Origin of the sequence: Parafrankia sp. EUN1f, assembly GCF_000177675.1 — a bacterium.
Classification (GTDB): domain Bacteria; phylum Actinomycetota; class Actinomycetes; order Frankiales; family Frankiaceae; genus Parafrankia.
This window is the reverse complement of record NZ_ADGX01000001.1, coordinates 24,972-51,830: the sequence shown is the minus strand read 5'-3', so window position 1 is coordinate 51,830 and position 26,859 is coordinate 24,972. Positions and strand designations below refer to the sequence as shown.

Sequence of the window (26,859 nt, the reverse complement as noted above, 5' to 3'; positions counted from 1 at the left end):
TGAGGTCTCAGTCAGGCCGACGTTGGCGCGTCGGTCGGGAAGGCACACCCGTGCTCACGGTAGTCCCCGAGGAGAACACGCCCGAGAACGGTCCGGCGGCAGGCCCGTCGCTGATCGACGGGATCGAGCTCTCGGGATTCCGGCCGGCTGGGAGCGCGCCGTCAGTCGAGTTCAACCCGTTGACGCCAACGCTGCGCTGCGTCGGACTCCTCGTCGAGGACCTCGACGCCGCCGTCGACTTCTACACCGCGGGCCTCGGCTTCGCCGCGGAGTTGCCGACTGTCAGGACGCACGTGTTCGGAGAAGAGGTCGACCGAGTGGACCTCCGGCCCGGAGTCGGACCGTCGATCGAAATGATCCGTGGTGTCTCACCTGGGGGCCTCCACCGTATGTTGGGCGTCCCGGCGCCCGGCGTCGCCTACGTCGGCTTCGAGTCGTCCGCCCTGGCGGACCTCGCTCGGCACCTCGAGCGCAGTGAGGCACGGACAGCCGAGGTCCGCGCTGGAGACACACCGGACGAGGTGTGGATCCACTCGGACTCCACCGGCGGCCTCGCTGTTCGCATCCGCCCGGCGGTTCAGAATCAGTAAGGAGTGGACATCGTGCCTCCAGGACCGACTGGTATCGGCCGTGTCATCGCCAAGGACGAGATCAGGGACGTGATCTACCAGTGGTCACGTGGAGTGGCCCGGAAGGACTGGGATCTGGTCGCTTCCTGCTACACACCCGACGGCCAGGACAACCACGGGTCGGTCAACGGCGGGGTCCAGGAGTTCCTCGGGTGGATGAAGGACTACCACGCCCACATCGAGCAGGTGATCTTCTACTCCACCGACATTCTCATCGAGTTCGTGGAACGAGACGCACGCCTTGGTCGAGTCGCACGGCATCAGCTTCCAACGGCACGACGCGGGCGCGCGCGGAGCTCGGGTCCAGTTCCTCGGCCCGGAGTGGGAGCGAGCGCGAGGCCTTCATGGATCCGCAGGTCATCGCGGACACCGCCCTGTACCTGAACTCCGAGCTAGCCGCGGTAGTCACCGGCGTGACCATCCCGGTCGACGCCGGTCACATGGTGCTCCCCAGCTTCAACCACGCACCCGTCACGTGAGCGCGGAGACGCTGCGCCACTGGCCCCGCGCACGGACCCACAGCCTTGTCTCCTGCGATGAGCCGCACGACCGGCGCACCTGCGCCGGGCCGCCCGCTCCCCACGGCGGGTCGTCGGCCCTTGACGGCGGGATCGTCCACCGGGTGGACACGGCCGGCAGCGAAGGCCGAGCGGAGTACTCCGCCATGGCTACCCGCTGCCGGCCGCTGCGGTACCAGCCGAACTATGCCGAACCAAAGCAGGCGCCCGCGCAGAAGCGGCCGCCGCAGTTCACCCGCCCGTGATCACAATCGGTGGCCCGCTGCCGCAGGGTGCACGGGCGGAGCGCGAGTGGAGATCGTGACGGTGACGTCAGTCGATCGACTTGCCGCACCGCAGGGCGGGTTGCAGCGGTACGAACCGGCTGCCGTCGTCGCTGACCCGGACGAAGGCGTAGCAGTTGCTGAGCCGGCCGCGGTTTGTCGCGAAATCGACCTTTTGGGGCAGCAGGCCGCCGCCGTCATAGTCGTGGACCCCCCGTAGGCCGCGGATGAACGACTCACGGGTCGGGCAGTTGCCCGCCGCCTGGAGGCCGCGTAGAAACAAGTCTGCGGCCAGCCAGCCATATACCGCGCTGTCCCGCGCCGGAGGTTGGATCTGTGGGGCGTACCTGACCATCGCGGTGAGAAGCCGTGCATGCGTGGGGGTGTTCGTCTCGAAGGGGACGAAGTCCACGTAGATGGTCGCTCCAGCGAGGGCGGGACCGATCTCCTCCAGCAGCGTCCCGTCGTAACCGGTCGGGCTGAGCACAACCCTGAGATTGACGCCCGCTGCGCGGACCGCCGGAAGAAGCTTGGCGAGGACGTTCGGGTAGATGATACCGGTGATGGTGTCGATTTTGGCTGCCTTCATCAGCCGGGCTATCGTGTCGAAGCTGGTTACGGCGGCTGTCACCTCGAAGGTCAGGTCAACGCTGACGCCAGCAGCCTGCAGGCTGTCGACAAGCTGTCGGTTATAATTCCGGGTGGCCTCGCTCAAGGCCATGTTCACTATCGCGGCGCGGGTTCCGCCCTGACTGCGGACGAAGTTCCCCCATACGTCGGAAGAACCTGCCGCAGCGCTGTAGTAGTGCCAGGAGAACATGTTTTCGTACGCGCCCCAGGCAGCCTCGCCAGCAAGCCCAACAACCGGGGCCCTCCGGTCGCTCAGGTACCCCGCGGAAACAGATGCAGCGTTTCCCCCTTGGATAACGCCAAAGACCCCTTCGCCTTCAACGAGCTCGCGGGCTGCGGCGAGATTTAGTGTGGTGTCCGTGGCGTCGTCCCGCCAAGAATACGTGATCCTCCTGCCGTTGACGCCGCCCGCATCATTGGCCACACCGAGACGAGCGTCCACACCGGCGCGGAATGCAAGACTACCGGACGCCTCCCGCCCTGTGTCGCTGAACAGCAAGCCGGCTCGGACTTCGGAGCTGGTCACACCCGGCGCCGTGCACGACCTCGCTCCGGCCGGCCCCGCTGAATCTGGTGCGTCGCTACAACCCGTCGCCATCACGCCAGCGAGACAGTAAATCGCCAACGGCGCGGCAATATGACGTATTAATGAAGATCTCCCGACCGGCAACACGTTTGGCTCCGTTCTCCTATCGTAAATGTCGTTGAGCGCGCGGTGTTTGTTACCCAGAGGGCCGCGGACCGTCTGGTCATCGGCTGCGATCCGGGCGGCGTCACGGATCCGCCGGGTATGAAGATCGAGGTCGGCGCGGTCCATCGCGACACCCGCCGCGTGGGCGCGCTCGGCGTGCGCCTTGAGTTCGAGGAGGCCGTCGGTGACCTGCTGGGCCCAGCGCCAGTCGTCGCCGTCGCCGGTCGCGCCGATGACGGCCTGGAGTTCCCGCAGGAGATGCGCGGTTGCACAGGGCGTGACCGGCGTCGGTGAACGTGTCGTACGGGGCCCAGGCCGTCGTGCACCGCGATGCCGGTGGACCCGGGGAGCACCCCGGCGGCGAGCATCGCTTCCCGGCCGCGCCGACGGTGCGCGGTCAACAGCGAATACTCGGCGGTGGAGGCGGAGTGAATCCAGTGATTCGCGCCGTCGACCCGGAACCCGGTCTCGTCGAAGAGAACCACGCCCGCTCCCCACGGCGGGTCGTCGGCCCTCGACGGCGGGATCGTCCACCGGGTGGACACGGGTTCGGCCGTTCCGAGCGGGTCGTCGGCCGGGCGCTCGCCGAACTCCCTCCCGGCCGACGTCCCTACGTGTTCACCAAGGCGTCGTTGCTCGAGGGCCCGGGAGGGACCATCGAGCACAGCGTCAAGCGCGAATCGATCCTGCGCGAGGCGGAAGCGAGCTTGCGGCGATTGGGGCGGGCGGCGATCGACCTCTACCAGGTCCACTGGCCCCTGCCCGCCGAAGACCTGGAGGAGGGATGGTCGACCTTCGCCGAGTTCAAGGAGCAGGGCCTCGTCCGGCACATAGGCGTCTCCAACCTCAGCGTGGACCAGCTCCGACGGATTCAGCAGATCGCGCCCGTCGAGACCGTTCAGCCGCAGCTTTCGCTCCTCGACCGCGCCGCCGAGGACGACGTGCTTCCCTTCGCACTGGGCGAGGGGATCGGCGTCATCGTCTACGCTCCCATGGCCCTCGGGTCTTCTGTCCGGCGCCATGACGCACGAGTGGGTCGCGAACCTGCCGGACAACGACTGGCGCAAGGACGACCCGCGCTTCCAGGAGCCCCGGCTGTCGAGTGCCCTCGCGCTCGTCGAGCGGCTCCGCACGACAGCCGAGCGCCTCGGCACCAGCCCGGGCACGGTGGCGGTGGCCTGGACACTGCGCAACCCGGCCGTCGACGGCGCGATTGTGGGCTTTCGCCGTCCGGACCAGGTCGACCCATTGGTCACGGCGGCCAACCTGCGGCTCGACGATGGCGACGTGGCCGCGTTTGAGGAGCTCGCCTGAAAGCACGACCTCCTGTCCCGTCCGGGGGCCGGCACGTGGACGACCGCGTGCCGGCCCCCGGAGAGGTCCCCGCCCAGCAGGACGGAACCACTCCCGTCATCCGGCTACCGGAGTCCGTCCAGATCCGCGGCGATCTGCAGAGCGAGGAACCGGTTGTAGATCCGGCTGTACGGGAAGCTACCCGCCGAGAACCACAGGTTCGGGTGACCGGTAGGCCGCCACATCCCGTTGAGCTCGTGACCCTCGTCGAGCCCCCAGAGCGGCCCGCACGCGTCGGCCACCCGATCACCGAGGACCTTGCGCACCGTCTCGCGCATGTTCTTGAACCCGGTGGCCAGTACGACGATGTCGGCCTCGAGGACCGTGCCGTCAGCGAGCTCGAGCCCCTCCGGCACGAACCGGCGGATCTCGCCGTGGGCGACCGCGATCTTCCCGTCGATGATGTACTGGGCAGAACCGACGTCGATGAGGTAGCCCCCGCCGACTCCCAGGCCGAGGCCGACCAGGCCACCGCTCACGGAGCCGTCCTCGACCCGGAAGCCTGCGCCCTCGAGGCCCTCGATGGTCTTCCGGTCGAGCTCGCCCATCTTGCGGGTCAACTCGGGGGCGATCGCGAGCATCTGCCCAAACGGCATCGCGAGCTGCATCAGGTCGGCGATGTGCACCCCCGGACCGGTTGCGGTGTACGCGGGCCCGTCGACGAAGGGCTTGCTGCCATCCTGCGTCATCACGTACGTCGCCGACCGCTGGAGCATGGTCACCTGGGCACCGTGGTCGCAGAGGTCCTTGGCGACGTCGTGTCCGCTGTTGGCGGTGCCGACGACGACGGCTTTCTTGCCCTCCCAGTCCCGACCGTTGACGTACTCGGTGGTGTGGATGACGGTCCCCGTGAAGTCGTCCCGGCCCTCGAACGTGGGGATGTTCGGCTCGGTCATGAGGCCGGTGGCCATGACGAAGTGGCGCGGTCGCAGTGTATGGGTGGTCCCGTCGCCCCGGCGGACTTCGACCGTCCAACGCTCGTCAGTGGGCGAGTACGTGGCCGAGGTCAACTTCGTGCTCGTCCAAACGTTTAAGTCGAGCGCCTTCACGTAGACCTCGAACCAGTCGGCGATCAGGTCCTTGGGCAAGTACTGCGGCCAGGTCGCCGGATACGGCAGGAACGGCATCTCGTCGAGCCAGACCGGGTCGTGCAGCACGAGCGAGTCGTAGCGGTTGCGCCAGCCGTCGCCGACGCTCGCATTCCGCTCCAAAGTGAGCGTGCTAACCCCCATGAGCTGGAGGTACGCGGTGGCCGCCAGCCCGGCGTGCCCCGCCCCGAGGACGACGACGTCCGGGTCCTGTTTGAACTCCAGCGCTTCCCGGCGCCGTGTCGCCCAATTTCGGGTGGGGATCCGCTCGCCCTTCGGACGGTTGAGGCCGACGGGGAGCTCACGACCGTCCAGCTCCTGCAGCGAGGTCATCAGGCTGTGCGCCTTCCACCGTCCCTCGACCTCGATCAGCCGGGCCACGGCGAGCCCTCGCCCCACGCTGGTTCGGAAGCTCAGGAACACCTGCACGAAACCGCTGCCGTCCCCGTTGTCCACGAACGCCGGGTCGGCCTCATCCCACACCCTGAACTCGCCGATGCCCGACGCGGCCGTCCGGTCCTCGAGGAAGGTGCGCATCTGCTGCGGCCCCCGCAGTGTTCGAAGATTCCATGACATCGCGAGCAGGTCGCGCCACCAGGAGTCCTCGGCGAAGAGATCGACGATGGCGCCGACGTCTCGGGCAGCTACAGCTGCCGCGAACGGCGGGAGCCAGGCGGCTACCGCCTCGTCCGGTGCGCTTGACGCGACGCTCGACCTACCTGCGATTGCCTGAGTCACTCGAGATCCTCCCCTGGCGCCCGCGCCGCCCTCACGACGCCGGTCCTTGGTCGCTGTGACCGTCAGCCCCTGTGGCGTCGACGGTGACGTCGGAAAATGCATAACAGCGTATCGCTGTGCATGCATAACAGCATGCACCTTGTGGTCGATCGCCGGCCATCGCTTCGCTGGGGGCCGCGGTTCACCTCGTGTGTCATCGAGGTGAACCGACTGGCCTATGCCGTGCTCATGTCCCGGTCAGCGTTGCTGCCGTAACGCGCGGCGATGAGGCCCCCTATCGGGTGCCTGACGACGACGTGACGTCGACAGCTGCGCCGCGACGGGTACTCGGTCAGGAGTGCTCGGCTCGGTTGGTCGCGACTGTGTCCTCGTGGGAGGGCCATTCCGGAAGGCTCGCGAAGTGCCGCATGAGGCGGTCGCGGGTCTCAGGCGCCTTATCCTTGTCGGCCATAGCGAGGGCCCGGGCCAGCTGCTCAAGGTTCAGCTCGGTGCAGTACGCGGGTGTTCCCGGCTGCTGACGCCAGGAGTCCGCCAGCACGCCGGCGTCGAAGGCATCGAAGCCCGTGTCCTCGACGAGGCGCATGACAGTGCTGCGGGCCTCGGCCGAGTCGGCCGCGACGGGGATGGCGATCCGACCAGGCGATCCGGCGGGAAGGCCCTTGGTCTGCTGGGTCGCTGCGAGAGCTGCGTTCCAGGCCTTCACGATCGGCCGGCCAAGCTGCTCGGCGCTCCACAGGCTCTCGACCTGCCCGTCGTCGACGGCCCTGATGTTGCCGGCGATGAAGGGGTAGTAGTTCCCCGTGTCGACGATCACCGCCTCGCGTGGGGCAGTGGCGACGAGGTCGGCGACCTCGGGCTGCCTGCCGAACGGAATCGACAGGATGATGACCTCCCGACCTTCGGCTGCGGCTGCCAGCTCCACGGCCCGCGCCCCTGCCGCCAGCACCTCGGCCGACACGGCCTCCGGTCCCCGGGCGTCCGCGACCAGGACATCGTGTCCGGCCGCGCTGAGCAGCCGTGCGAGGTTGCCGCCTATCGCGCCTGCTCCGATGACCGAGATCTTCATGGTGTGTCCCTCTCCTCAACCGTCCCCGCGCACGAAACGTCCCCGCCGGAGGGCACCGCGCATCGGCGGCGTGGCACCCGATGCGTGGGATCGTCCGCATAATTGACGACAATTCTGCACACAGATAAGGTCGCGGTCCATCGTAAGCCGCTGGACGAGGTGGTGACACCCAGGTGACGCGTCGTTGCGAACGCGAGGCGGCCGGGACGCCAGCCCACAGTAGATCTGGCGCTGGCTCACGCCGGTGACCTGAGAGGACCGCGTGCCATGGGACGCCCGGACAACGTCACAGGGACGACGCATATCGTCGACGCAGGGGAGCTGCCGCCGTTCAAGATCCTCCCCCCTTGGCGCCGTGCCTCCTGATGCAACGTGCATCGATCTCCTTCCCGTCGCGCCTCGGTGTCTGGTGGCGCACCGACAACTGGCCGTCCCGAGATGCGCTCTCGGTTGCCGGCGAGATCGAGGAACTCGGCTACGGTTCGCTTTTCTTCCCCGAAGGGGCGGGCAAGGACTCCCTGATCCAGGCCAGCACCTTCCTCAACGCCACCCGAGAGCTCGTCGTGGGTACCGGGATCGCGAATATCTACCTGCGGAACGCGCTGGCGGCCGAGGGGGCGGGCCGCACCCTGACAGGCCTCCACCCGGGTCGATTCGTGCTCGGCCTCGGAGTCAGCCACGCGTCCACCGTCGAGGGCCGCTTCGCGGAGCACTACGGGACGCCGATCGCGACAATGCGCGGATACCTCGAGCGGATGGAGCATTTCCCGGCCGACGTCGAGCCGGGTGCCGGACGGGCGCCGCGGCTGCTCCGCGGCCCTCGGACCAAGGATGATCGAGTTGGCCGCCGCGGCCAGCGACGGAGTCCATCCCTACCTGGTCACCGTCGACCAGACTCGCGCGACCCGCGAGGCGGTCGGTCCCGACAAGTGGGTCGTCACCGAGGTGGCGGTAGCGGCGGGTGGCGACATCGACGACCAGCTACGCCGTGCGCGTGATCACCTGCGCCTCTACCTGCGGCTGCCCAACTATCGCCGGTCCTGGCTACGCCAGGGTTTCGCCGAGTCCGACTTCGAGGACGGCGGCTCCGAGCGATTGGTCCGCTCCCTGATCGGCCTTGGCTCCGTGGACGAGGCGGCCGGGGCCGTCCTCGCTCACCTCGAAGCCGGCGCCGACCATGTGGTGGTGCAACCGCTCGGGGACGACGGGCTGTTTGATCCACGCCCAGCGCTGCGCGAGCTCGCTGCGGCATTCGAGCTGCCAAGCCGCTGAGGACGGCCGACAGGTCCTCGCCGCACTGTTTCGGGTGCTGCCTCGTCGCGGTCGGACCGGGTCCTGCCCGGGGACGTCAGATCGCTGCCCTGGTGACCCCACCGCCCCGCCGCACACCAGGAGCCGCGGGCGGGGCCCTTGCTCCGAACCACCGATCAGAGCGCCCCGAGCAGGTCGTCGGCCGCGCGGTAGGGGTTGGTCTCCCCTGCGACGACCGACGCAGCCAGCGAGCTCAGGGTGGCTGACCAGTGCACGTTGCCCAGGCGCTCGCGAAGGCCGGCGATGGCGATCGCCTCGATCTCGCGCCTGACGTGGTCGGTGCGCCGGCGGTGCCCCTCGCCAGAGGACGCCAGCCACGCCCGGTGCTCATCCAGCCGGTCGAGGACCTCGTCGATGCCACTGTCGCCCTCCTGGCTGGCGACGGTCTTTATGATCGGCGGCCGCCAGGCACCGGGCTCGGCGTGCCGGCCGCCGAGGGACAGCATGGCGCGCAGGTCGCCGACCGTCTGGTCCGCGCCCTCCCGGTCGGCCTTGTTGACGACGAAGATGTCGGCCACCTCGAGGATCCCCGCCTTGGCCGCCTGGATGCCGTCGCCCATCCCGGGCGCCATGAGCACGAGCGTTGTGTCCGCGAGCGAGGCGATCTCCAGCTCGGACTGCCCGCCGCCCACGGTCTCCACGAGGACGATATCGCAACCGGCGGCATCGAGGACGCGCAGCGCCTGCGGGGTCGCTGGCGCCAGCCCGCCGAGCCGCCCGCGGGTGGCCATGGACCGGATGTAGACGTCGCGGTCGCCGGAGTGAGCTTGCATCCGCACCCGATCACCGAGCAGGGCCCCGCCGGAGAAAGGCGACGATGGGTCGACCGCGAGCACCCCGACGCGCCGGTCGCGGGCGCGGAGCGACCGCACGAGGGCGGTCGTCGTCGTGGACTTCCCCACCCCGGGAGGTCCCGTCAGTCCGATCACCTGGGCCCTGCCGGTGTGCGGTGCGAGGGCCGCGGCCACCTCGCGCAGCTCGGGGCCGGCATTCTCGACCATCGAGATCAGCCGCCCGACCGCCCTCGGGTCCCATGTGCGCGCCCGCGCGACCAGCGACGGGACGTCGAGCGCAGGGCCGCCGCGCCGCCCCGGGAGCATGGCACGATCGGGCGTCGCCAGCGGCGGCCCCTGCGCCCTCGTCACGGCGTCACCTGGACGAGCCTGGATCGTGCCGTATCGCATCCATGTCGGGCATCACAGTGATCCGTCGCGCCGACGTCAGGCGACCGATATCCGCACGCCCAGCTGCGCCTTTGACTGGGGCAGTCCCATCAGCGACTGAGGCCGGCCGTGGCTCAACATGTCGTGCAGCAGCATCCGGGACGTGGCGCGATGCGCGTCCTGCAGCTCGATGAGCCGCGCCGGGTCGCGGGACTCGATCGCCTCGATCATGCGGTCGTGATCGATGGCGACATGCGAGCGCCGCTCGCGGTTTGACAGGTGAAGGGCGCGATAGGGGTCCGACACCCGCCAGACCCGCTCGAGCTCGTTCACCATGATCGTCAACGTCGACCAGCGGAACATGCCGAAGTGGAAGGCCCGGTTGGCCGTCATCAGCTGATCGAGGTCGCCCGCCTCCGCTGCGACGCGACAGTCCTCGTTCGAGCGCCGCAGCTGGTCCAGCTCCTCCTCGGAGGGCCAGTGGAGCGCTGCAAGGACCTGGGTCTCGAGAAAGGCCCGCAAGGAGTAGTACTGCAGCAGATCCTCCGCGCTGAGCTTCGCCACCGCGTAGCCGGCATTCGGAGTGCGCGTCAGGACGCCATCGATGGCGAGCGCTCGCAAAGCCTCGCGGAGCGGCGTCCGACTGACCCCGAGCAGTTCCGAGATGACTCGCTGGTCCACGCGCTGCCCTGGAGACAACTCGCCGGTACGAATAAGCCGATACAGGGCATCAACCAGCGGGTCGTCACCCATGACCCGACCTCCTCTGTGCACTCACGATGACCGTACCGGATCGGGCATGCAAAATGGGCGGCGCGGGTGGCCTCGCGTCGGCCGTCGGGCCGGCGCCGGCTCCGGGATGACGGCTGGGGGCGTCATCCCGGAGCCGGGAGGGGCCTCAGCGGCCTGGGGCCCGGGCCGCCCGCTCGTCAGCTTCGCGACCATGGCCTTCCTGGCCGCGATCCGCCCCGGATGCGTCGACGCCCGGTCGTACATCCTGGCTTCCGCCTCGAACTGCCCGGCCAGGCTGTTGTGGCCGGCTGCCTCAAGTAGCTCCTTCACCGCCTGCACCGCGATCCCGGGCTTCGCGCTCAGCAGTTCGGCGAGCTCGACCGCCTCCGTCATCAGCGCCTCGTGCTCGACGACCCGGTTGACCAAGCCGATGGCCAGCGCCTCCTCCGCCCCCACCTTCCGTCCCGTCGCCAGGATCTGGAATGCACGGCCGTGGCCGACCAGTCGCGGCAGGAAAAAGCTCGCGCCGGTGTCAGGCGCCAGCCCGACGTTGACGAAGCCTGCGGAGAACATCGCTCGCGTCGACGCAACCCGGAGGTCCGCCGCGAGCGCCAGGGACAGTCCCGCACCGAGCGCCGGACCGTTGACGGCCGCGACGGCCGGCAGCGGCAGCGCAGCCAGTCGGGCGACGACCGGGTTGAAGACCTCACGCATGCGGCGTGATCCCGGTTCGATGGGCAGCCGCGCCGCCTTGAGGTCGCCGCCGGCGCTGAAGGACGGACCGTTGCCGGTCAGGACCGCCGCGCGGATCGACTCGTCCGACGGCAGCGGCAGGGCCTCGTTGAGGTCGGCCATTAACTCGGCGCTCGTGGCGTTGCGCCGCTCGGGAGGGCGGGGGTCGACGCCGTCAGCATCGACGGCTTCGAGTGCGCCGGGCATCCGGGCGAGGACGACGTCCCGGCTCTCGTGTTGATCCCCGCGACCGTCGCCGCCGTCTCCGTCCCCGTCATAGCGTGTGGTGGGATCGCCACCGGCGCAGGCCTGGCCGCCGCGCTCGCGCTCGGCGCGGACGGCGTCAGCATGGGAACACGATTCCTGGCTTCGCAGGAAGCGCCGGTTCACAGCTATGTGAAGCGCCGGATCGTCGAGGCGACAGAGCTGGACACCAACCTGATCATGCGACAGGTCAACAACACCTCCCGGGGCGCCCGCAACATCGTCAGCGACGAGGTCCTCAGCCGTCTCCGCGCCGGTTGCGCATTCGCCGACATCCAGCCGCTTGTTGCCGGAGCACGGGGCCGCACCGTTTTCGAGACGGGCGACCTGGACGCCGGGGTGTGGACGGTCGGTCTGTCGCAGTCGCTGATCGACGACGTACTGAGCGTGGCAGAGCTGGTCCACCGGATTGTCAGTCAGGCCGAGAGCATCATCTCCACCCGGCTGCGCGAGATGGTGACGCCCACGTAACGGCGCGGGGGCTGCGGGCCGATCCGAGCGAGCGCGCGACGATGGAAGGGGAGGCACATTGATGCCTGATGGTGTCGTGGATGCGCTGGCGGATGCGGACCGTATTGGGGTCCCGGGCGAGGTGCGTGCGGCTGCTCGCCGGGTGTGCAACTGGGGCAGGTGGGGCAGCGAGGACGAGCTGGGGACGCTGAATCATATCTCGCCGGCTTCCGTGGCACGCGCCGGGACCCTGATCCGGCAGGGAAAGATGTTCTCGCTCAGTGTGCCGCTGGACTCCTACGGTCCCCAGGGGGCTGGGCCTGTTTTAGAAGTGGTTTGAGCTGGTCGGCGGGTTAGCGGCTGGTCATCCAGGCCGTGAGGTCGTGGGCGATGGCCGCGGGGTTGGTCATGGTGGTCTTGGCCTGTTCACCGGTGCGGTGGTCGTGGCGTTCGACTTCGTAGGTGACGGAGTCGAGCAGGACCGCGGAGGTGAACCAGGCCGGGTCGTCGGTGTCGGGCTGGATCACGACGAACGTGTTCCCGGCCAGGTCCAGGGACGCGATCAGCCTGGTCAGGACCCGTGCCGACGGGTCGTCGACGTGGTCGCCGTTCTCGCTGTCGGCGCAGTAACGCTCGGCGACCATGCCCCTGCCTCTCCGGCTCGCTGACGGTTACGGGTTCAGCATGACAGTCCGGTCCCGGCCAGCGGCCGGAGCCATTCGCCGATCACGGCGAGGTGGATCGTGGCCTCGTAACGGACCGCGAGTTTGTCGAACCTGGTGGCCACGGCACGGTGGCGTTTGAGCCGGTTGATCCCACACTCGACGGCGTGCCGGGCCTTGTAGTCCTCCCGGTCGAACCGGGGCGGACGTCCACCGGCCCGGCCACGTCGTTTCCGGTTCGCGATCTGGTCGGCGGGCTCCGGGATCGTCGCGGCGATCTTGTGGGCGCGTAGCCAGGCCCGGTTCGCGCGGGACGAGTAGGCCTTGTCCGCGCGGACCCGCGCGGGCCGGGTCCGGGGACGTCCGGGACCCTGGCGGGGTACCCGGATCCGGTCGAGGACGACGGTGAACTGAGGGCTGTCACCGCGCTGCCCGGCCGTGACCAGCACCGACAGGGGTTTCTGTCCCTGCTCGACCGCCAGGTGGATCTTGCTGGTCAGTCCGCCGCGGGACCGGCCGAGCGCGTGGTCCGCCGGTTCGGCGGTCACGCCGCCGGGTGTTCCTTCTGCGTGTCACCGTCGCGGCGGGCGCCGGCGGCGTGCTGGTGGGCCCGGCAGACCGTGGAGTCGACGTTGACGTCCCAGACGATCAGACCGGCCGCGTCCGCGCGGGCCTGTAAACGGGTCACAATCCGCGCCCAGACCCCTTCGCGCTGCCAGCGGCGGAACAGGCCGTAGACCGTCTGCCACGGCCCGTACTCCGCGGGGAGGTCCCGCCACGGTGCGCCTGTGCGGATCCGCCACCGGATCCCGTCGATCAACCTGCGCCGGCACCCGGCCGGACGTCCCCGCCCCGCCACCGGCAGCAACGGTCCCAGCACCGCCCACTGCTCATCCGAAAGATCCCCACGGCCCACAGCGGATCATCATCACGGCGGTGATCCACTAGGAAACCGGGGTTCTGAAACAGGCCCTAGTGGTTACCGTCGGAACCCGATCCACCTGATGTCGTTGGACGGCGGTGACGACGAGATGACCCGGCGGCTGGGCGACTGGGGAGGCCCGACGGAGCATCGTGTGGGGCAGGTCTGGCGCAGTCCTTTCCGCTTCACCGACGACTTCATCATCATGCCGCTGCAGGCGGCGACCCAGTGGGATGCCTTGTCCCACGGGTACTACGAGAACCAGTTGTACAACGGGTTCCCCGCGGACTCGATCACCAGTTTCGGAGCGGCGCGGGACGGCATCGACAAGGTCGCCGCCACCGGCGCGGTTGTGGGTCGTGGGGTCCTGCTCGATGTCGCGCGCCACCGTGGCGTGCGATACCTCGAGCCATTGTCGATCATTGAGCCCGAGGAGCTGGAAGCGACGGCGCGGGCGCAGGGCGTGGAGGTGGGTGAGGGCGACATCGTCCTGGTCCGCATGGGCTGGTGGCAGCGGTGGCTGGAGACGCGCGATACCGCGACATGGGGTCCCACGTCGCCGGGCATCAGCTGGCGCTGCGCGGAGTGGCTGCACGAGCGGAGCGTCGCGGCGATCGCGGCGGACAATTTCGCCGTCGAGACCCCGGTCCAAGAGTTCCCGGGGGTGTTCCTGCCCTTCCACATGCTCGCGCTGCGTGACATGGGGATGATGCTCGGCGAGATCTGGGACCTCGAGGCTCTCGGTCGCGATTGCCACGAGGACCGCGTGTACGAGTTCATGCTGGTGGCCCAGCCCCTCCTGATCACCGGCGCCGTGGGCTCGCCGGTCAATCCGGTGGCACTGAAGTAGTCAAGGGCTTTGTGCCGGTTGATCCATACAAAGAGCGGTCGCCGCAGCGAGTGGACCAGCGGATCATCTCGGAGCGACTGAAGGTGAGCCGGACGCTGCGTGCGGCGCTGCACGCCCTCCCGGTCGCCCGCATCCTGACGCGCACAGCCACAACAGTTCTCTGTCGTTGCCTGGTGCCCGGCAAGGTCGGCGACCCGGTCGCGGATCACCCGCGGGCGGTCGGCGGCTTCGCTGCCTGCTTCGTCCTTGAATGAGCAAAATGGCATGCATCCTTGACAACGATCCTGCATGCAAGGAACCTGTGACACGAGACACGTTCGTGCGGGGTGACGGTAGTACGGAGAGGGTGACGTGGTGCCCATGAGCCTCTGGTGGCCTTCGAGCCGGTTCACGGATGTGGGTCGGTGAGCAGCCCTGTGTCGGGAGCGAGAGCGGCGCTGGCGCTCCGGTCGGTGAGCAAGACCTTCGGCGCCCAGTTGGCGTTGGACTCGGTCGACCTGACGGTCAGGATGGGTGAGATCCACGCGCTGGTCGGGCAGAACGGGTCCGGCAAGTCGACGGTGGTGAAATTGCTCGGTGGTTACCACGTGCCGGATGAGGGCTGCGAGGCGTTCGTAGGGGATCGGCCGTTCCAACTGGGGTCGATGACGGCGGCGCATGCTGCCGGGTTGAGGTTCGTGCACCAAGACCTCGGTCTCGTCGAGCACATGACGGTTGCGGAGAACTTCTTCATGTCCCCCCGAGCGGGGTGGGTGCGGCCGCTGTCGGCTGGCGCGGAGCGTTCTCGTACGGCGCGGGCGCTGGCCGATTTCGGATACGAGATTGATCCCGGCGCGCAGGTGTCGTCATTGTCGGCGGCGCAGCGCACGGTGGTCGCGATCGTGCGTGCCCTCCACGGGGAAAGGCCTCCCGCGCTGCTGATCCTCGATGAGCCCACGGCGTCCCTACCGGGGCCCGATGCGGAGTTGCTGTTCGCCGCGTTACGGCGGTTGGTCCGTGGGAGTGGATCGGTGTTGTTCATCAGCCATCACCTGGACGAGGTGATGGGGCTGGCGGACTCCGTGACGGTGTTGCGCGATGGCCGGCTGGCGGCCACCACCTCCTCGAAGGAGTTGTCTCACGATCGGCTGGTGGAGTTGATGCTCGGGCGCCCGTTGGCTCCGCGGGCTCCGGTGGCCGGCCCGTCCCGCACCGAGGACGCAGGTGATGGTCCGGTGCCGCGGCTCACGGTCGACAGAGTTCATGGCGTGAACCTGCACGGATTGAGTCTGGAGGCGCGGTGCGGTGAAGTTGTGGGCGTCGCAGGACTAACCGGGTCTGGGCGCGAGAACCTCGCGGGCGCGGTGGGCGGTCAGACTGACGTGTCGGGACAGGTGGCGATCGATGGTCATCCGCTCAAGCCCGGTGATCCCCGCGACGCGCTCGCTCGGGGGTTGGCCTACGCGCCCGCGGAGCGTCGACGGGATGCGTTGCTGGGTGCGGCGACCTTGCGGGAGAATCTGACGATCGCCGATCTGCGTTCGGTGTCCCGGCGGCGGCGGCTGAGCCGGCGTCTGGAGCGCAAGGAGGCGCGGACCTGGATCGAGACGTTGGATGTCCGGCCTCGCGATGAGGAGCGGGCGATCCTGCAGTTCTCCGGGGGGAACCAGCAGAAGGTTGTGCTGGGTCGACTGTTACGGACCAAACCGAAGGTTCTGGTGCTGGACGAGCCGACGCAGGGCGTCGACATCGGTGCCAGGGCAGCCATTCACGATCTTATCGAGGAGGCCGCCGCCGGCGGCGCGACGGTGATCGTGTGTTCCTCGGACCTTGAGGACCTGATCCAGGTCTCCACTCGAGTGGTGGTGGTGCGGCGGGGAGTGGTCGGTGCCGAGCTGACCGGTGCGGCACTGACTGTGGAGCACCTCGAAGAGGAACTACTGCGGCCAACCGTAGTTGAATCGACCACCGCCGACAGCGCGGGCCTGTACAGGGAGAGTTCGAATGCGTGACAGGACAGGTCTGCTTGGGATGTTAAGTCCACGCCGGATCAGCGTGGTGTACCTGCTGGTCGTCATCTTCGCGGTGTTCAGCATCACCATTCCCGACCTATTCCTGTCCTCGATCACCCTGCAGAGCGTGGCCTCGAGTCAAGCGGTCGTGGGAATCCTGGCGGTCGGCGCGCTGCTGCCGTTCGTCGCGGGGGAGTTCGACATCACGGTCGGTTCCAACATGGCGTTGTCGGTCATCATCATCACGTCGCTGAGCAACTCCCACCCCGGTGTGGGGGTCATCCCCATGTGCCTGATCGCGGTGCTGGTCTGCGGGTTTGTGGGGCTGTGCAACGGGCTGTTGGTGGGCCGGTTCGGCATCAACTCCTTCATCGCGACGCTCGCCACTAGTCAGGTCATCGTGGCGGTCGCGTTGAAGATCTCCAACAACCAGCAGGTGCTGGCGTCACTGCCGCACGCCTTTATGAACCTGGGGCAGGGCCGGAGCCTCGGTCTCCCCAACGGCGTGTTCGTGGCCCTGGGCCTGGCCCTGGTGGTCTGGTACATCCTCCAGTTCACCAAGCTGGGCAGGCATCTGTACGCCGCCGGGTTCAACCGTGAGGCCGCCCGGCTGTCGGGAGTGCGCACCAGACCGGTGGTGATCGGTTCCTTCGTCGCCTCCGGACTGATCGCCGGGGTCGCCGGCGTGGTCTACGTCGGTCAGGTCGGCACGTTCTCCAACTCCATCGGTGCGCCGTTGCTCTTCCCCGCGTTTGCCGCCGTGTTCCTGGGCGCCACGCAGTTCAACTTCCGGCCCAACGTGTGGGGCACGCTACTGGCGATCTTCACACTCGCGCTGGGAGTGCAGGGGCTGCAACTGTCCTCCTCCTCCGGAGGGTTCTGGATCACGCCGCTGTTCAACGGTGTGGCCTTGGTCGCCGCGGTCATGTTCAGCCGGCAGCAGGGCATCCGGCAGGCGCAGCGCGCCGAGGTCTCAGTGGATCGCGCCGAGGATCCGGTAAATCGCGCGGAGGTCCCAGTGGATGAGAAGACCACGAGCGTGAGCCCACTGACCGAAGACGTGGCCGCGACCACCCCCGACTCCGAGGTGTCCCGCCGCTGAGCCTCGCGTCCGGTGCCGACGAACCATCGGCTGTTCGACACCTACATTCGTTGGGAGCTACCACTATGTTCGCGTTATTCACGCGCATACGCCGAGGCACTCCGGGAGCGCGCGGACTCGGTGCAGTGTCCCTCGGCCTCGCCGTGTGCGTCCTCACCGCGTGCAGCAGTTCCTCGTCGGACGTCACGTCCACCGGCAGCGGATCATCCGGAACTGGGGACGCCGCGGCGGTCGCGGCGGCGCAGAGGCGTCTCGAGCCGTACCTGAACCCGGTCGACAAGATCGAGGTGAGCACGCCGCTCACGCGTAAGCCTGACGCCGGCAAGAGCGTCTACTACATCCACTACAACCTGCCCATCGCCGCGGAACTGGACGCGCCGTTCGTTGAGGCGACCAAGGCGCTGGGCTGGAAGGGCACTGTCCTCGCGGTCGACGCGAGCGACCCGCAGTCGGTGCCGAACGCGATGATCCGTGCCGTCAGTCAGGGCGCCAACTACATCGCCGTGAACTCCGGCAGCATCCCGGGGATGGGACCGGGTCTCGAGGCAGCCAAGAAGGCGGGAGTGCCGGTCTTCCTCGCGGCTGGCGTGGGCGAGCCGGGCGGTGCGACGAACGGCGTCTACGGCAACACCCAGGCCAACACCACCCAGGTGGCGAACCTCCGGCTCCTGGACAAGATGATCGTCGACAGCAAGGGATCCGGCAGCGCGCTGTTCGTGAACGCGCCGGACTACCCCCTGCTGACGCCCCTTGATGCCCAGATGAAGAAGTTCGTCGCCGACAACTGCAGTGGATGCTCCCTCGCGACCCGGGACATCTCCGCCGCGGATCTGGGCGGGGACGTGGCCTCTGGCACGGTCGCGGCGATCCGCCAGAACCCCAAGATCAAATACGTCGTGGCGAGCTTCGACGCCCTGGTCAGCGGCCTGCCCGAGGCCCTCAAGGCCGCCGGGCTGGCCGATGTCCAGATCTTTATCTGCACTCCCACCTCCGCATCCGTGCAGATCATCGCCAAGGGCGGCTACGCGGCCGGCGTCCTACCCCCCGACGAGGACCGAACCTGGCTGCTGATTGACCAGATCGCTCGGCAGAGCGTGGGAATGGACGTCGACCAGAAGTCACACGGTGACATGTACATGCGGCTCTGGACGACGAACAGCGTGCCGAAGGGCGTGACCGGTTGGGACCCCACCAACTTCAAGGAGCAGTACGAGGCGCTCTGGCAGGTCTCCTAGGCCCAGGGGGTGTCATAGGTGATCCATCGGTCGGCCGGGATGCAGCCCATCTAATTGCGCGAAGACGACACGTCGAGAAAGGGATGCAGACATGGGATGCATGGATGGCAAGGTCGCTTTCATCACGGGAGGGGCGCGGGGGCAGGGCCGGTCGCACGCCCTGCTGCTGGCGAAGGAGGGCGCAGATGTCGTGGTCACCGACATCTGTGAGCCGATTCCGCAGGTCGCGCCGTACAACGCGACCCGCGAGGACCTCGACGAGACGCGGCGGTTGGTCGACGCTCTCGGTCGCCGGTGTCTAGCGATCAAGGCGGACTCCCGCCGGTCAGGTGAGATGAAGGCGGCCGTCGACACTGCCATCGCGGAATTCGGCAAGATCGACGCGCTGTCGGTCAACCACGGTATCGGGCCGGTCAGCCTCTGGGACCAGATGTCGGACGAGTTCTTCGACATGGTGATCGAGAACAACCTGGCGGCGGGGTGGCGCACGGTGAAGGCGGTCTTACCGCACATGGTCGAGCAGCGATCGGGGTCGGTCATCTTCACCGCTTCGGTCGCTGCCGCGCGACCTCAGTTCGCATTGTCGGCATACAGCGCGGCGAAGGCCGGGCTGGTAGGGCTGATGGGTGCGCTGGCGTCCGAGGTGGCGCCGCACTCGGTCCGTGTCAACGCTGTCCTGCCGGGCAGCACGGCGACACCGATGCTGTTCAACCAGGACGTGCTCGATGCGTTCAAGGGCGGTCCGGGCGGAACGATCGAGGACGTTAGGTTCCCTTCCCAGGCGACCTTTCTCCTGCCGATCCCGTGGATGGAGCCCGACGACATCTCGCAGGCCGTGCTGTTCTTGGCGTCCGACGAGTCGCGTCACGTGACGGGGATCGCCATGCCGGTCGACGGGGGAACGCTGGCCCAGCCTCCTGGTGTCCCGCCGACCGCCGCCGAACGCCTCGGGTCCCTGGCCGCACAACTCGACGAGCGGCAGATCCTCGCGGAGCCCTTGTGAGCCTGGTGAGCCGTCGGCCGCCTCATCGCCGGCGGCCGAGCCCGCTCCGGAGCTCAGAACGGGGCCCTAGCAGCCGCCGGGCGGGAAGAGCGCAATGAAGTACGGATTATGCTTCACCCACATGCTCGGCCCATCGCCCGGCGCCCAGGATGTCGTGCGTCTGGCCCAGGAAGCCGAAAAGGTCGGATACTACTCGATCGTGGCGTCGGATCACGTCCTGCAGCCACGGTCCTTCGATGAGTCGACGTACCCCGCGGGCACACTCCAGTCCGACGTGCACTGGTACGACTCCTTCGTTGTACTGGCCGCTATCGCCGCCCGTACCCAGACTATTCGCCTGGGTACGGGCGTCGCGGTGGTGCCGTACCGGCCCCCCATCCAGCAGGCGCAGGCTGTGGCCACTCTGGATTTCATCAGCGGCGGCCGGCTCTCCTACGGCGCCGGGGTCGGCTGGATGCGGGAAGAATTCGGAGCGCTCGGCGTCGCCTTCTCGGACCGAGGGCAACGTGCTGACGAGTACCTTCAGGTGATGAAGCTGCTCTGGTCGGGAAACGGCGAGGGCCACCGTGGTGAGTTCATCGACTTCCCTGGTGGCTACCTCAGCCCGCCTCCCACCCAACGACCTCATCCTCCGATCCTCATCGGTGGTGATTCCCCGCCGGCACTCAGGCGCATCGCCAGGTACGGCGACGGGTTCTATATCAACTGGAAGACGCCGGAAGAGTTCAGCGGGTTCTTGGAGCGACTTGCGAAGCCGATGGCGGACCGGGGGCGGCAGGTATCAGACCTGTACATGCAGCTGGGCGCCACGGACATCGACCTGGTGCGTCCGCACAAAGACCGCATGTCCAACTATGAGGCGTTGGGGTTGGACGAGATCATCTTTTGCCCGGTGTCGACGTCTGCGGCGGAGGGGCTCGACATGATGAGGGGATTCGCTGCCGAATTCTTTTGACGCTGTCGCGTGCTTGCCGGGCTCAGGCTGCCTGCTCGTGTGCGACATGACGGAGGCCGTCGGAACTCTGCCGGGCGGGAACTCGCAGGCGTGGCACTAATGACGAGTGTGGAGGGTCGACGATGGAACTAGAAGGTAAGAGTGCATTCCTGACGGGTGCCGCCACTGGTATCGGCCGGGCGGTCGCTGAATTGTTTGCGCGCGAGGGCGCGAACGTCTACGTCGCAGACATCAACGAGGAGGCAGGAAAGCTCGCCGAGACCGAGATCCGGGCGTTGGGGCTCAGTGTCACATTCGTACGGGTCGACGTCACCGATGAGGCTTCGGTGAGAGATGGCCTGGCCCAGGTCGGCTCCGAAGCAGGTCGACTGGACTGTGCGGTCAACTGTGCTGCGGTGACGGTCCAAGGTGCTCGGAACCGTACCGGGGACGTCGACGTCCAGACATTCGACGAGATCCTGTCCGTCGACCTGAGGGGACTGTTCCTGTCGGTGAAATATGAGATCCTGCAGATGGGAGAGACGGGCGGTTCGATCGTCAATGTCTCATCGGGATCGGGCGTAGTCGGTACTCGCTGGAATCCGTCGTACGTGGCGGCGAAGCACGGCGTCGTGGGCCTGTCCAAGGCGGCGGCACTGGACTACGCCGACAAGGGGATCCGCGTCAACACGCTGGTGCCGGGCGTGACCGAGACTCCGATCCTGGCCGGGATCCCGAAGTCGGTGCGGGACGAGATCGAGACACAGATCCCCATGCGGCGGCTCGCGCGTCCCCTCGAGATCGCCAACGGCGCCCTCTGGCTGTGCTCGGATCGCTCGTCCTACGTCACCGGCTCCATGCTGATCATCGATGGTGGCTTCACGGCACAGTAGCGGCGGGCACGCCCAGGGATTGCCCATGAAGTTCGTCGAGAGAAACACTGAGGAGGAGGAAACGTGAGCGAATTGAAGAGCACCGTGCTGGCCAGCGGTCTGGTGATGCCGGAGGGCCCGCGGTGGCATGGCGACAAGCTCTACGTCTCGGACATCTACGGGAAGCGCGTGGTGACCTGCGACGGCGCGGGCGTGCTGACGACGGTGGCCGACGTTCCGAACTGGCCGTCCGGTCTGGGATTCCGGGGTGACCAGCTCCTGGTCACCTCGATGCTCGACGGTCAACTGCTCGCCCTGTCCGATGACGGAAGCCTAGGCGTATTAGCTGATCTGTCCTCGTACGCTGATGGGACGAACTACTGGGGCTGCCTCATCAACGACATGGCCGTCGACGGCCGGGGGAACGCGTATATCGGCAGCTACGGGGCGGGACCTAACCACGACTCGACCGGCATCCTGCTCGTCAGGCCGGATGGCACCGCGCTCGAGGTGGCGGACGGCATCGCCGGCGCCAACGGCATCATCGTCACTCCGGACTACAGCACGTTGATCATCGCGGAGTTGGACTCCGATCACCTCACAGCGTTCGACATCGCGGAGGACGGCACGCTGAGCAACTCGCGGGTCTGGGCGCGGGTGCCGGGAGCCACGCCGGACGGCATCTGTCTGGACGCGGAGGGTGCTGTCTGGTTCGGATCGGTCTACACCCACGAGTTCTTCCGCGTGGCTGAGGGCGGCAAGGTCCTGGACCACATCCAGCTGGACAAGTGCGGCATCGCGCCGGCACTCGGCGGCCCGAACCGGACGACGCTCTTCCTATGCACGGCCGAGACCTCGAAGGAGCAGCTCGCGCGGGGAGAGGCTAAGGGGTTCATCGAGTATCTCGAGGTCGATGTTCCCGGCGCCGGCTGGCCGTGACGCGGCCAACCCGAGCCACAACGCGTGATCACCGGCTGGCGTCCCCACTTCATCCGCACGAGCTTCCGGCCTGCCGGAACCCGAGGCTCTGGGCCTTCACCGGCGGCATTCAGCAGTCCCGGTTCCACTCGCGACCGTTCGCGGTCATGATCATGGCGATCGAGTTGGGGCTGGTGAGCGCGGACATCAGTGTGAAGCTCAAGGCGTCGGAGTTCCGGCGAACCGAGTTCGACTTCGCGCCGCCGCCTGACGTCGATCACCTGCACGATGTGGACGGCGCTGTCGGCGCCTGACGCCGGTGCCACGATGAATACTGCCGAAACACCGATGACCATGCCTATCGCTTCACCCGGGGAGGTGGTGACGGGCTCCGACGCGGGATGTCGGTGGGAGCGGGTCGATCGGCGGCTGCCGCCTGATTCTTCTCCGGCCTCGTCCTCCTGAGCCAGCCTGGGCGACCGTGAGACGGGTCAGGGCCGGTGATTCAGGCCTGCGCCGTCACGGGCAGTCATAGGCGCGTCGCTCGCTTGGCGCACCGTCTCGATGCCTTGCGTGTATGGCAAATCGCATGCAAAGATGTGCACGTCGGAGTCCATGGGTGGCCGATCACTAGCCGCTCGCCGTGCCGCGAGCACTCATTGGTCAGATCACCGGGACGTGCCAACCGGTGCCACTCTTCCATCGGCTGCGGACCAACGAAGGTGAGGTGCCATGGGCGTCAAGGTATCGTCCCCGCCCCCGCGGGTTGTCGTCGTCGGAGCGGGCCTCGGCGGAGTGACGATGGCCGTCAAGCTCACCAAGGCGGGGTTCCACGACTTCGTCGTCCTTGAGGCGGAGGAAGGAGCCGGTGGTACCTGGCGGGTCAACGACTATCCCGGTTGCGAGGTCGACGTCGACTCCGCCATCTACTCGCTGCCTTACCGGGATCACGTGTTCACGCGGACGCACGCGAAGCAGCCCGAATTATTAGATTACATCGAGGAGACGCTCGATATCTACCACGTTCGGGAGCGCTTCCGGTTCGGCGTTCGCGTGGAGGAGATCCGCTGGGACGACCAGACCTGCACGTACACGGTGAGGACCGCCGACGGCGAACGTCTGGAGTGCGATGTAGTGGTGTCGGCCGTCGGCATGTTGAGCGATCCGAAGCCTCCGCCGTGGCCAGGCGCCGCGACGTTCCAGGGTCGGATGTTCCACACCCAGAAGTGGCCCAAGGACGTGGACCTGTCCGGCAGGCGCGTGGCTGTCGTAGGTGTCGGCGCCTCGGCGGCCCAGATCGTCCCGTCCATCGCCGACGAGGTCAAGCAGCTCTACGTCTTCCAGCGTGAGCCTGGCTGGGTGCTGCCTAAGCACGACCGCGACTTCAGTGAGGCCGAGTTACGGGAGCTGAGCAAACGGTCCAAGCGGCTCGGGCGCAAGCTGAAACTCATGGCGAAGAACGAGTGGGCCTACTTGTATCACCCGGTCTTCCAGGTGAACAGCAAGCGGAACCTGGCCGGTAGGGACCGCGCGTTGGCCTACCTGGACGAGGTCTTCGCAGACCGTCCCGACCTGAAGGCTGCGCTGACCCCTCAGTATCCGTTTTCGGGCAAGCGCCGGATCCTCACGGACGTCTTCTATCCGACGCTGAAGCGCACTAACGTCGAGCTCGTGCCGCACGAGGTCAGCGGCGTCACCGCGACGGGGATTGTCGACAGCACCGGGTACGAACGTGAGGTCGACGTGATCATCACGGCGATCGGCTATAAGGCCAGCGACTACCTCTCGTCTCTGCGCGTGTACGGCCGGGGCGGCCGGGACCTCCACGAGAAGTGGCGTGACGGCGCCTTCGCATTCCTGGGCACCACTGTGCCCGAGTTCCCGAACTTGTACCTCCTGTACGGCCCGAACACCAACGGCGCCGCACCGATCACCTACGTGCACGAGCGTCAGGCGGCATACGTCGTCGCCAACCTGAAGCGGATGCTTCGGACCGGGGTCAAGTCCATCGAGGTCAAGTCCTCGTGGACCGACCGGTACAACAAGGTGCTGCAACGGCGCCTCAGCAGGACCGCCTGGGCGCAGGGGAACAACTACTTCAAGGGCCCGAAGGGTCAAATCGTCACGCAGTGGCGGGACGGTCTCGTGGTGTTCTCGCTGCTGCTCAAACTGCTACGCCGGCCTGCGTCCATCGAACGGTGATCGGGGGCTCTCGATCGAGATGGGGCGTGGACGTGGAGGTGGATGAGATGGACCAGCCGAACCCGTTCGACGAGCAGCAGGGTCGTCCCCGTGCGCTCACGAGCTTCACGACCACCGGGATCCTGGCCGCGCCGATCGAGCGCGTATGGCAGCTCGTGCGTGACTTTGCAGGCATCATGGCGTGGCATCCCTCGGTCACCAGCTGCAAGGTCCAGGGTTCCGGGGTCGGAGCGCTGCGCGTGGTCCAGCTTGGTGATCGAGAGGTCGTCGAGCGGCTGGACGAACTGGATGACGCCAGGCACGCCGTCCAGTACAGCGTCGTCGTGGGCCGGCCGCAGACCATCGGGCTGACCGGCCGCATTCAGCTTGATCGGACGGCGGACGGGGAGACCGCCGTGTCCTGGCTCACGACCGTGCCGGATCTACCCGGAGCAGCTGAGTTGGTGGACGGGTTCCGGACGTACTACGCGGGTCGCGTCGAGAACCTCCGGGACGCGGTGTCCGGCTCCGCGTCCTGATCCGACCCGAGACGCACCTCGGTGGCGCGACCCGCTGTGCGATCGCCGTCCGCCGCGACCCATGTCCGGCATCTCACGAGAGGTAGGACCACATGACTGACGCCGAGACGGCTGGCATCGGCCGGGACGAGGACCGGCTCGCGCGCCTGGAACGACGGATCGGCGAGCTGGAGGACGAGCGGGAGATCCGGTACGTCCTGTCCAGGTACGGATACATGTCGGACTTCGGTAGCGTCGACGACTTCGTTGACCTGTTCACGCCCGATGGTGCGCTGGACATCTCGATGGGGTCCTCATACGGCGAGTACGCGTCGTCGGAGCGGTGGGAGGGCAGCGCCCGTCTGCGCGACTTCGTCGCGGACCCGGAGGGCCGTTGGGACAAGAGCTGGTACGGCAATGTGATGCACGTGCAGGGCAACAATGTCGAGGTGACGGTCACGGGAAACACCGCCATCGCGAGCGGCTACGCCCTGAGCATCATCTCCCGGGACGGCGGTTTGCACGTCATCGGTGCGTCGTCCAACCGCTGGGAACTCGCGAAGGTGGGTGGGCGGTGGCTGATCCGGGAGCGCAAGCTCCGCGCGCTCGGACACCGCGAGTACGCCGCGATGGTGCTGGGTCCCGGAGCGTTCGCCGCGAGTGACCGCGGCCGAGGACGTCTCGTGTCGACATCGGCTGAGAGCGATCGGGCGGACCGGGTCTTCTCGCCCGAGTCTGGTTCGGACGCCTCGGTTCACCCCGAGCTCCGCGGGCCGCTCGCTGCCTACCATGCGGCGGTGGGTGACGTTGGCATCGCGGGCATCGTCGACGTGCACGAACGTCGCGCGGCGTTCCACGCCCATGCCCGGCGCGTCGCCGCGGCGCGCACGATGCCGGCCACGGTCACCGTGCAGGACCAGGTCGTTCCTGGTGTGCCGGGCTCGCCGGCGGTGAGGACGCGGCTGTACTTCCCGGCCGGGTACGCCGACGCCGCCCTGCCCGCCTGGCTCTACCTCCACGGCGGCGGGCTGAGCGTGGGAGATCTGGACTCCTCGGACCTCGCGGCGGCGAACCTCGCGGCCGACTCCGGGTGCGTGATCCTCTCCGTCGACTACCGACTCGCACCCGAGGTCCCCTTCCCGGGCGCTGTGGACGACTGTGCCGCCGCGTTGACGTGGCTATCCGCGCAGGCCACGCGCCTGCACCTGCGGTCCGACCGGATCGGTGTCCACGGGGTCAGTGCGGGGGGCCTCCTCGCTGCAAGCCTGGCCCTGCGCTCGCTCGACGGGGACGTGCCCCCGCTCGCGAAGCAGGTCCTGATCTACCCGATGCTCGACGAGCGGACGTCGGTCGAACCGACGACGGCGGACGCTGCCCAGGGCACGTGGAGCCATTCGGCGAACGCGAGCGCGTGGGCCGATTACCTCGGCCCGGCGCTCGATCGGAGTACTCCACCGAGGCACGCGGTACCAGCGCGGGCGGAGTCGCTGCGGGGTCTCCCGCCCACGTACCTCGAAGTCGGGGCGCTCGACATCCTCGTCACTGAGAGCGTCGACTACGCCCGCCGCCTGATCGCCAGCGGCGTCACGACCGAGTTCCACGTCTACCCGGGCGCGTACCACGCCTTCGATGTCATGGCACCCGCATCGAGCGTGGCCAGGGATGCGCGCGCCCGCCGATTGCGTGCCATGATCGACATCTGACGACCGTGATCAGCATCCTGGTGCCTGCACTGAGGTGTATCCCGTTCCTCGGACACCTGCGTATCGGGAACTATATCAGCATTAGGGCCTGCAAAGGCAACGGCTCTGTGTCACATTCGGTGGTAACCGTGCGTTAGTGTCGGCGGATGCGTGCTGCCGGTCGGCAAATCGGCCAAGCCGGGCAGTTCGGCGTCGATTCGAAGTCCCGGCGAGCCCCGGCGCGGGGCGCTCAAATCCAATGGATACAGGGCAAAGTGGGCGCCGGGGCGTCTACTCACGTTTAGTCACCACCGAATGTGCACCAGAGCCGCTAACTTTACAGACCCCGTCCACCACGTCC

Annotated in this window: 28 protein-coding genes and 2 pseudogenes; 22 read left to right on the top strand and 8 right to left on the bottom strand. The window is 67.7% G+C overall.

Annotation, left to right across the window (positions count from 1 at the left end; genetic code table 11):
• The first annotated feature begins 50 nt into the window (after positions 1–50).
• The 3 genes from FREUN1FDRAFT_RS00235 (at position 51) to FREUN1FDRAFT_RS00230 (ending at position 1,392) form a co-directional block, all read left to right on the top strand.
• Complete coding sequence (locus tag FREUN1FDRAFT_RS00235; RefSeq protein WP_006537892.1) at positions 51–590, top strand: VOC family protein; 540 nt, start codon at positions 51–53, stop codon at positions 588–590.
• Positions 591–602: 12 nt separating this feature from the next.
• Positions 603–1,013 carry a nuclear transport factor 2 family protein gene (locus tag FREUN1FDRAFT_RS40835; protein ID WP_006537891.1) on the top strand — a complete coding sequence of 137 codons (411 nt, stop codon included), beginning with the start codon at positions 603–605 and terminating at the stop codon, positions 1,011–1,013.
• A 91-nt stretch (positions 1,014–1,104) separates the two neighbouring features.
• Positions 1,105–1,392: a hypothetical protein gene (locus FREUN1FDRAFT_RS00230; protein ID WP_006537889.1), complete on the top strand. Its 288-nt coding sequence runs from the start codon at positions 1,105–1,107 to the stop codon at positions 1,390–1,392.
• Between the two features lie 67 nt (positions 1,393–1,459).
• Here the strand turns inward: FREUN1FDRAFT_RS00230 and FREUN1FDRAFT_RS00225 are convergent, their stop codons facing one another.
• Positions 1,460–2,566 (bottom strand): ABC transporter substrate-binding protein, encoded by a 1,107-nt coding sequence (locus FREUN1FDRAFT_RS00225; RefSeq protein WP_232294973.1) that lies wholly within the window; start codon positions 2,564–2,566, stop codon positions 1,460–1,462.
• A gap of 189 nt (positions 2,567–2,755) precedes the next feature.
• Here FREUN1FDRAFT_RS00225 and FREUN1FDRAFT_RS44840 point away from each other — a divergent pair, with 189 nt between their 5' ends.
• From FREUN1FDRAFT_RS44840 to FREUN1FDRAFT_RS39315, 3 genes and pseudogenes are all read left to right on the top strand, one after another.
• On the top strand, positions 2,756–3,025 hold the full coding sequence (locus tag FREUN1FDRAFT_RS44840) for a hypothetical protein (RefSeq protein WP_035948338.1): 270 nt from the start codon (positions 2,756–2,758) through the stop codon (positions 3,023–3,025).
• Positions 3,022–3,732, top strand: a pseudogene (locus tag FREUN1FDRAFT_RS47825) (aldo/keto reductase); the annotation flags it as partial. The gene FREUN1FDRAFT_RS44840 and the pseudogene FREUN1FDRAFT_RS47825, both read left to right, overlap by 4 nt.
• A gap of 19 nt (positions 3,733–3,751) precedes the next feature.
• Complete coding sequence (locus FREUN1FDRAFT_RS39315) at positions 3,752–4,045, top strand: aldo/keto reductase (protein ID WP_006537886.1); 294 nt, start codon at positions 3,752–3,754, stop codon at positions 4,043–4,045.
• A 104-nt stretch (positions 4,046–4,149) separates the two neighbouring features.
• Here the strand turns inward: FREUN1FDRAFT_RS39315 and FREUN1FDRAFT_RS00210 are convergent, their stop codons facing one another.
• Positions 4,150–5,910, bottom strand: coding sequence for an NAD(P)/FAD-dependent oxidoreductase (locus tag FREUN1FDRAFT_RS00210; RefSeq protein ID WP_006537885.1), 1,761 nt, complete (start codon positions 5,908–5,910; stop codon positions 4,150–4,152).
• A gap of 331 nt (positions 5,911–6,241) precedes the next feature.
• Complete coding sequence (locus FREUN1FDRAFT_RS00205; RefSeq protein WP_006537884.1) at positions 6,242–6,976, bottom strand: NADPH-dependent F420 reductase; 735 nt, start codon at positions 6,974–6,976, stop codon at positions 6,242–6,244.
• A gap of 365 nt (positions 6,977–7,341) precedes the next feature.
• Here FREUN1FDRAFT_RS00205 and FREUN1FDRAFT_RS47820 point away from each other — a divergent pair.
• Both FREUN1FDRAFT_RS47820 and FREUN1FDRAFT_RS44835 read left to right on the top strand, forming a co-directional pair.
• Positions 7,342–7,674: pseudogene (locus tag FREUN1FDRAFT_RS47820) on the top strand (LLM class flavin-dependent oxidoreductase); the annotation flags it as partial.
• Between the two features lie 133 nt (positions 7,675–7,807).
• On the top strand, positions 7,808–8,248 hold the full coding sequence (locus FREUN1FDRAFT_RS44835; protein WP_006537882.1) for a hypothetical protein: 441 nt from the start codon (positions 7,808–7,810) through the stop codon (positions 8,246–8,248).
• Positions 8,249–8,403: 155 nt separating this feature from the next.
• On the opposite strand, the gene meaB is transcribed toward FREUN1FDRAFT_RS44835, so the two are convergent.
• The 3 genes from meaB to FREUN1FDRAFT_RS00185 form a co-directional block, all read right to left on the bottom strand.
• Positions 8,404–9,387 carry a methylmalonyl Co-A mutase-associated GTPase MeaB gene (meaB, locus tag FREUN1FDRAFT_RS00195; RefSeq protein WP_035948336.1) on the bottom strand — a complete coding sequence of 328 codons (984 nt, stop codon included), beginning with the start codon at positions 9,385–9,387 and terminating at the stop codon, positions 8,404–8,406.
• Between the two features lie 120 nt (positions 9,388–9,507).
• Positions 9,508–10,203, bottom strand: a complete 696-nt coding sequence (locus tag FREUN1FDRAFT_RS00190; RefSeq protein WP_006537880.1) for a GntR family transcriptional regulator — start codon at positions 10,201–10,203, stop codon at positions 9,508–9,510.
• Between the two features lie 21 nt (positions 10,204–10,224).
• On the bottom strand, positions 10,225–11,121 hold the full coding sequence (locus FREUN1FDRAFT_RS00185) for an enoyl-CoA hydratase/isomerase family protein (RefSeq protein WP_006537879.1): 897 nt from the start codon (positions 11,119–11,121) through the stop codon (positions 10,225–10,227).
• Between FREUN1FDRAFT_RS00185 and FREUN1FDRAFT_RS00180 the strand changes: the two genes are divergently transcribed.
• Positions 11,095–11,649: a nitronate monooxygenase family protein gene (locus FREUN1FDRAFT_RS00180; protein ID WP_083828430.1), complete on the top strand. Its 555-nt coding sequence runs from the start codon at positions 11,095–11,097 to the stop codon at positions 11,647–11,649. The genes FREUN1FDRAFT_RS00185 and FREUN1FDRAFT_RS00180 overlap by 27 nt on opposite strands.
• Positions 11,650–11,981: 332 nt before the next feature.
• Here FREUN1FDRAFT_RS00180 and FREUN1FDRAFT_RS00175 read toward each other — a convergent pair whose 3' ends face one another.
• Positions 11,982–12,272, bottom strand: a complete 291-nt coding sequence (locus FREUN1FDRAFT_RS00175; RefSeq protein WP_006537876.1) for a hypothetical protein — start codon at positions 12,270–12,272, stop codon at positions 11,982–11,984.
• Positions 12,273–12,307: 35 nt separating this feature from the next.
• Positions 12,308–13,206 (bottom strand): IS5 family transposase gene (locus FREUN1FDRAFT_RS00170; protein ID WP_369809761.1). Its coding sequence is split into 2 segments (ribosomal slippage): positions 12,308–12,837 and positions 12,837–13,206, totalling 900 coding nucleotides; the frame shifts between segments, so codons are not numbered across the junction.
• A gap of 88 nt (positions 13,207–13,294) precedes the next feature.
• On the opposite strand from FREUN1FDRAFT_RS00170, the gene FREUN1FDRAFT_RS00165 reads away from it, so the two are divergent.
• From FREUN1FDRAFT_RS00165 to FREUN1FDRAFT_RS40825, 13 genes are all read left to right on the top strand, one after another.
• On the top strand, positions 13,295–14,062 hold the full coding sequence (locus FREUN1FDRAFT_RS00165; RefSeq protein WP_006537873.1) for a cyclase family protein: 768 nt from the start codon (positions 13,295–13,297) through the stop codon (positions 14,060–14,062).
• 50 nt (positions 14,063–14,112) lie between these two features.
• Positions 14,113–14,316: a hypothetical protein gene (locus tag FREUN1FDRAFT_RS44830; RefSeq protein WP_035948333.1), complete on the top strand. Its 204-nt coding sequence runs from the start codon at positions 14,113–14,115 to the stop codon at positions 14,314–14,316.
• A 198-nt stretch (positions 14,317–14,514) separates the two neighbouring features.
• On the top strand, positions 14,515–16,053 hold the full coding sequence (locus FREUN1FDRAFT_RS00155; protein WP_198144209.1) for a sugar ABC transporter ATP-binding protein: 1,539 nt from the start codon (positions 14,515–14,517) through the stop codon (positions 16,051–16,053).
• 46 nt (positions 16,054–16,099) lie between these two features.
• Positions 16,100–17,155: an ABC transporter permease gene (locus FREUN1FDRAFT_RS00150; protein ID WP_198144208.1), complete on the top strand. Its 1,056-nt coding sequence runs from the start codon at positions 16,100–16,102 to the stop codon at positions 17,153–17,155.
• 125 nt (positions 17,156–17,280) lie between these two features.
• The gene (locus FREUN1FDRAFT_RS00145) at positions 17,281–18,390 is read left to right on the top strand and encodes a substrate-binding domain-containing protein (RefSeq protein WP_035948330.1); all 1,110 of its coding nucleotides are present in this window, start codon (positions 17,281–17,283) and stop codon (positions 18,388–18,390) included.
• Between the two features lie 91 nt (positions 18,391–18,481).
• Positions 18,482–19,393 carry a mycofactocin-coupled SDR family oxidoreductase gene (locus FREUN1FDRAFT_RS00140; protein WP_006537868.1) on the top strand — a complete coding sequence of 304 codons (912 nt, stop codon included), beginning with the start codon at positions 18,482–18,484 and terminating at the stop codon, positions 19,391–19,393.
• Positions 19,394–19,487: 94 nt separating this feature from the next.
• The gene (locus tag FREUN1FDRAFT_RS00135; protein WP_006537867.1) at positions 19,488–20,348 is read left to right on the top strand and encodes a TIGR03619 family F420-dependent LLM class oxidoreductase; all 861 of its coding nucleotides are present in this window, start codon (positions 19,488–19,490) and stop codon (positions 20,346–20,348) included.
• A 122-nt stretch (positions 20,349–20,470) separates the two neighbouring features.
• A complete protein-coding gene (locus FREUN1FDRAFT_RS00130) occupies positions 20,471–21,220 on the top strand; it encodes an SDR family NAD(P)-dependent oxidoreductase (protein WP_006537866.1) in 750 nt (249 codons plus the stop codon).
• Between the two features lie 63 nt (positions 21,221–21,283).
• Positions 21,284–22,138: an SMP-30/gluconolactonase/LRE family protein gene (locus tag FREUN1FDRAFT_RS00125; protein WP_006537865.1), complete on the top strand. Its 855-nt coding sequence runs from the start codon at positions 21,284–21,286 to the stop codon at positions 22,136–22,138.
• A gap of 152 nt (positions 22,139–22,290) precedes the next feature.
• On the top strand, positions 22,291–22,431 hold the full coding sequence (locus FREUN1FDRAFT_RS43285; RefSeq protein WP_157474163.1) for a hypothetical protein: 141 nt from the start codon (positions 22,291–22,293) through the stop codon (positions 22,429–22,431).
• A 418-nt stretch (positions 22,432–22,849) separates the two neighbouring features.
• Entirely contained in the window at positions 22,850–24,319 is a 1,470-nt protein-coding gene (locus FREUN1FDRAFT_RS00115) for an NAD(P)/FAD-dependent oxidoreductase (protein WP_006537863.1), read from the top strand.
• A gap of 47 nt (positions 24,320–24,366) precedes the next feature.
• Positions 24,367–24,837, top strand: coding sequence for an SRPBCC family protein (locus tag FREUN1FDRAFT_RS39310; protein ID WP_006537862.1), 471 nt, complete (start codon positions 24,367–24,369; stop codon positions 24,835–24,837).
• A 92-nt stretch (positions 24,838–24,929) separates the two neighbouring features.
• Entirely contained in the window at positions 24,930–26,519 is a 1,590-nt protein-coding gene (locus tag FREUN1FDRAFT_RS40825) for an alpha/beta hydrolase fold domain-containing protein (protein ID WP_006537861.1), read from the top strand.
• Positions 26,520–26,859: the final 340 nt, after the last annotated feature.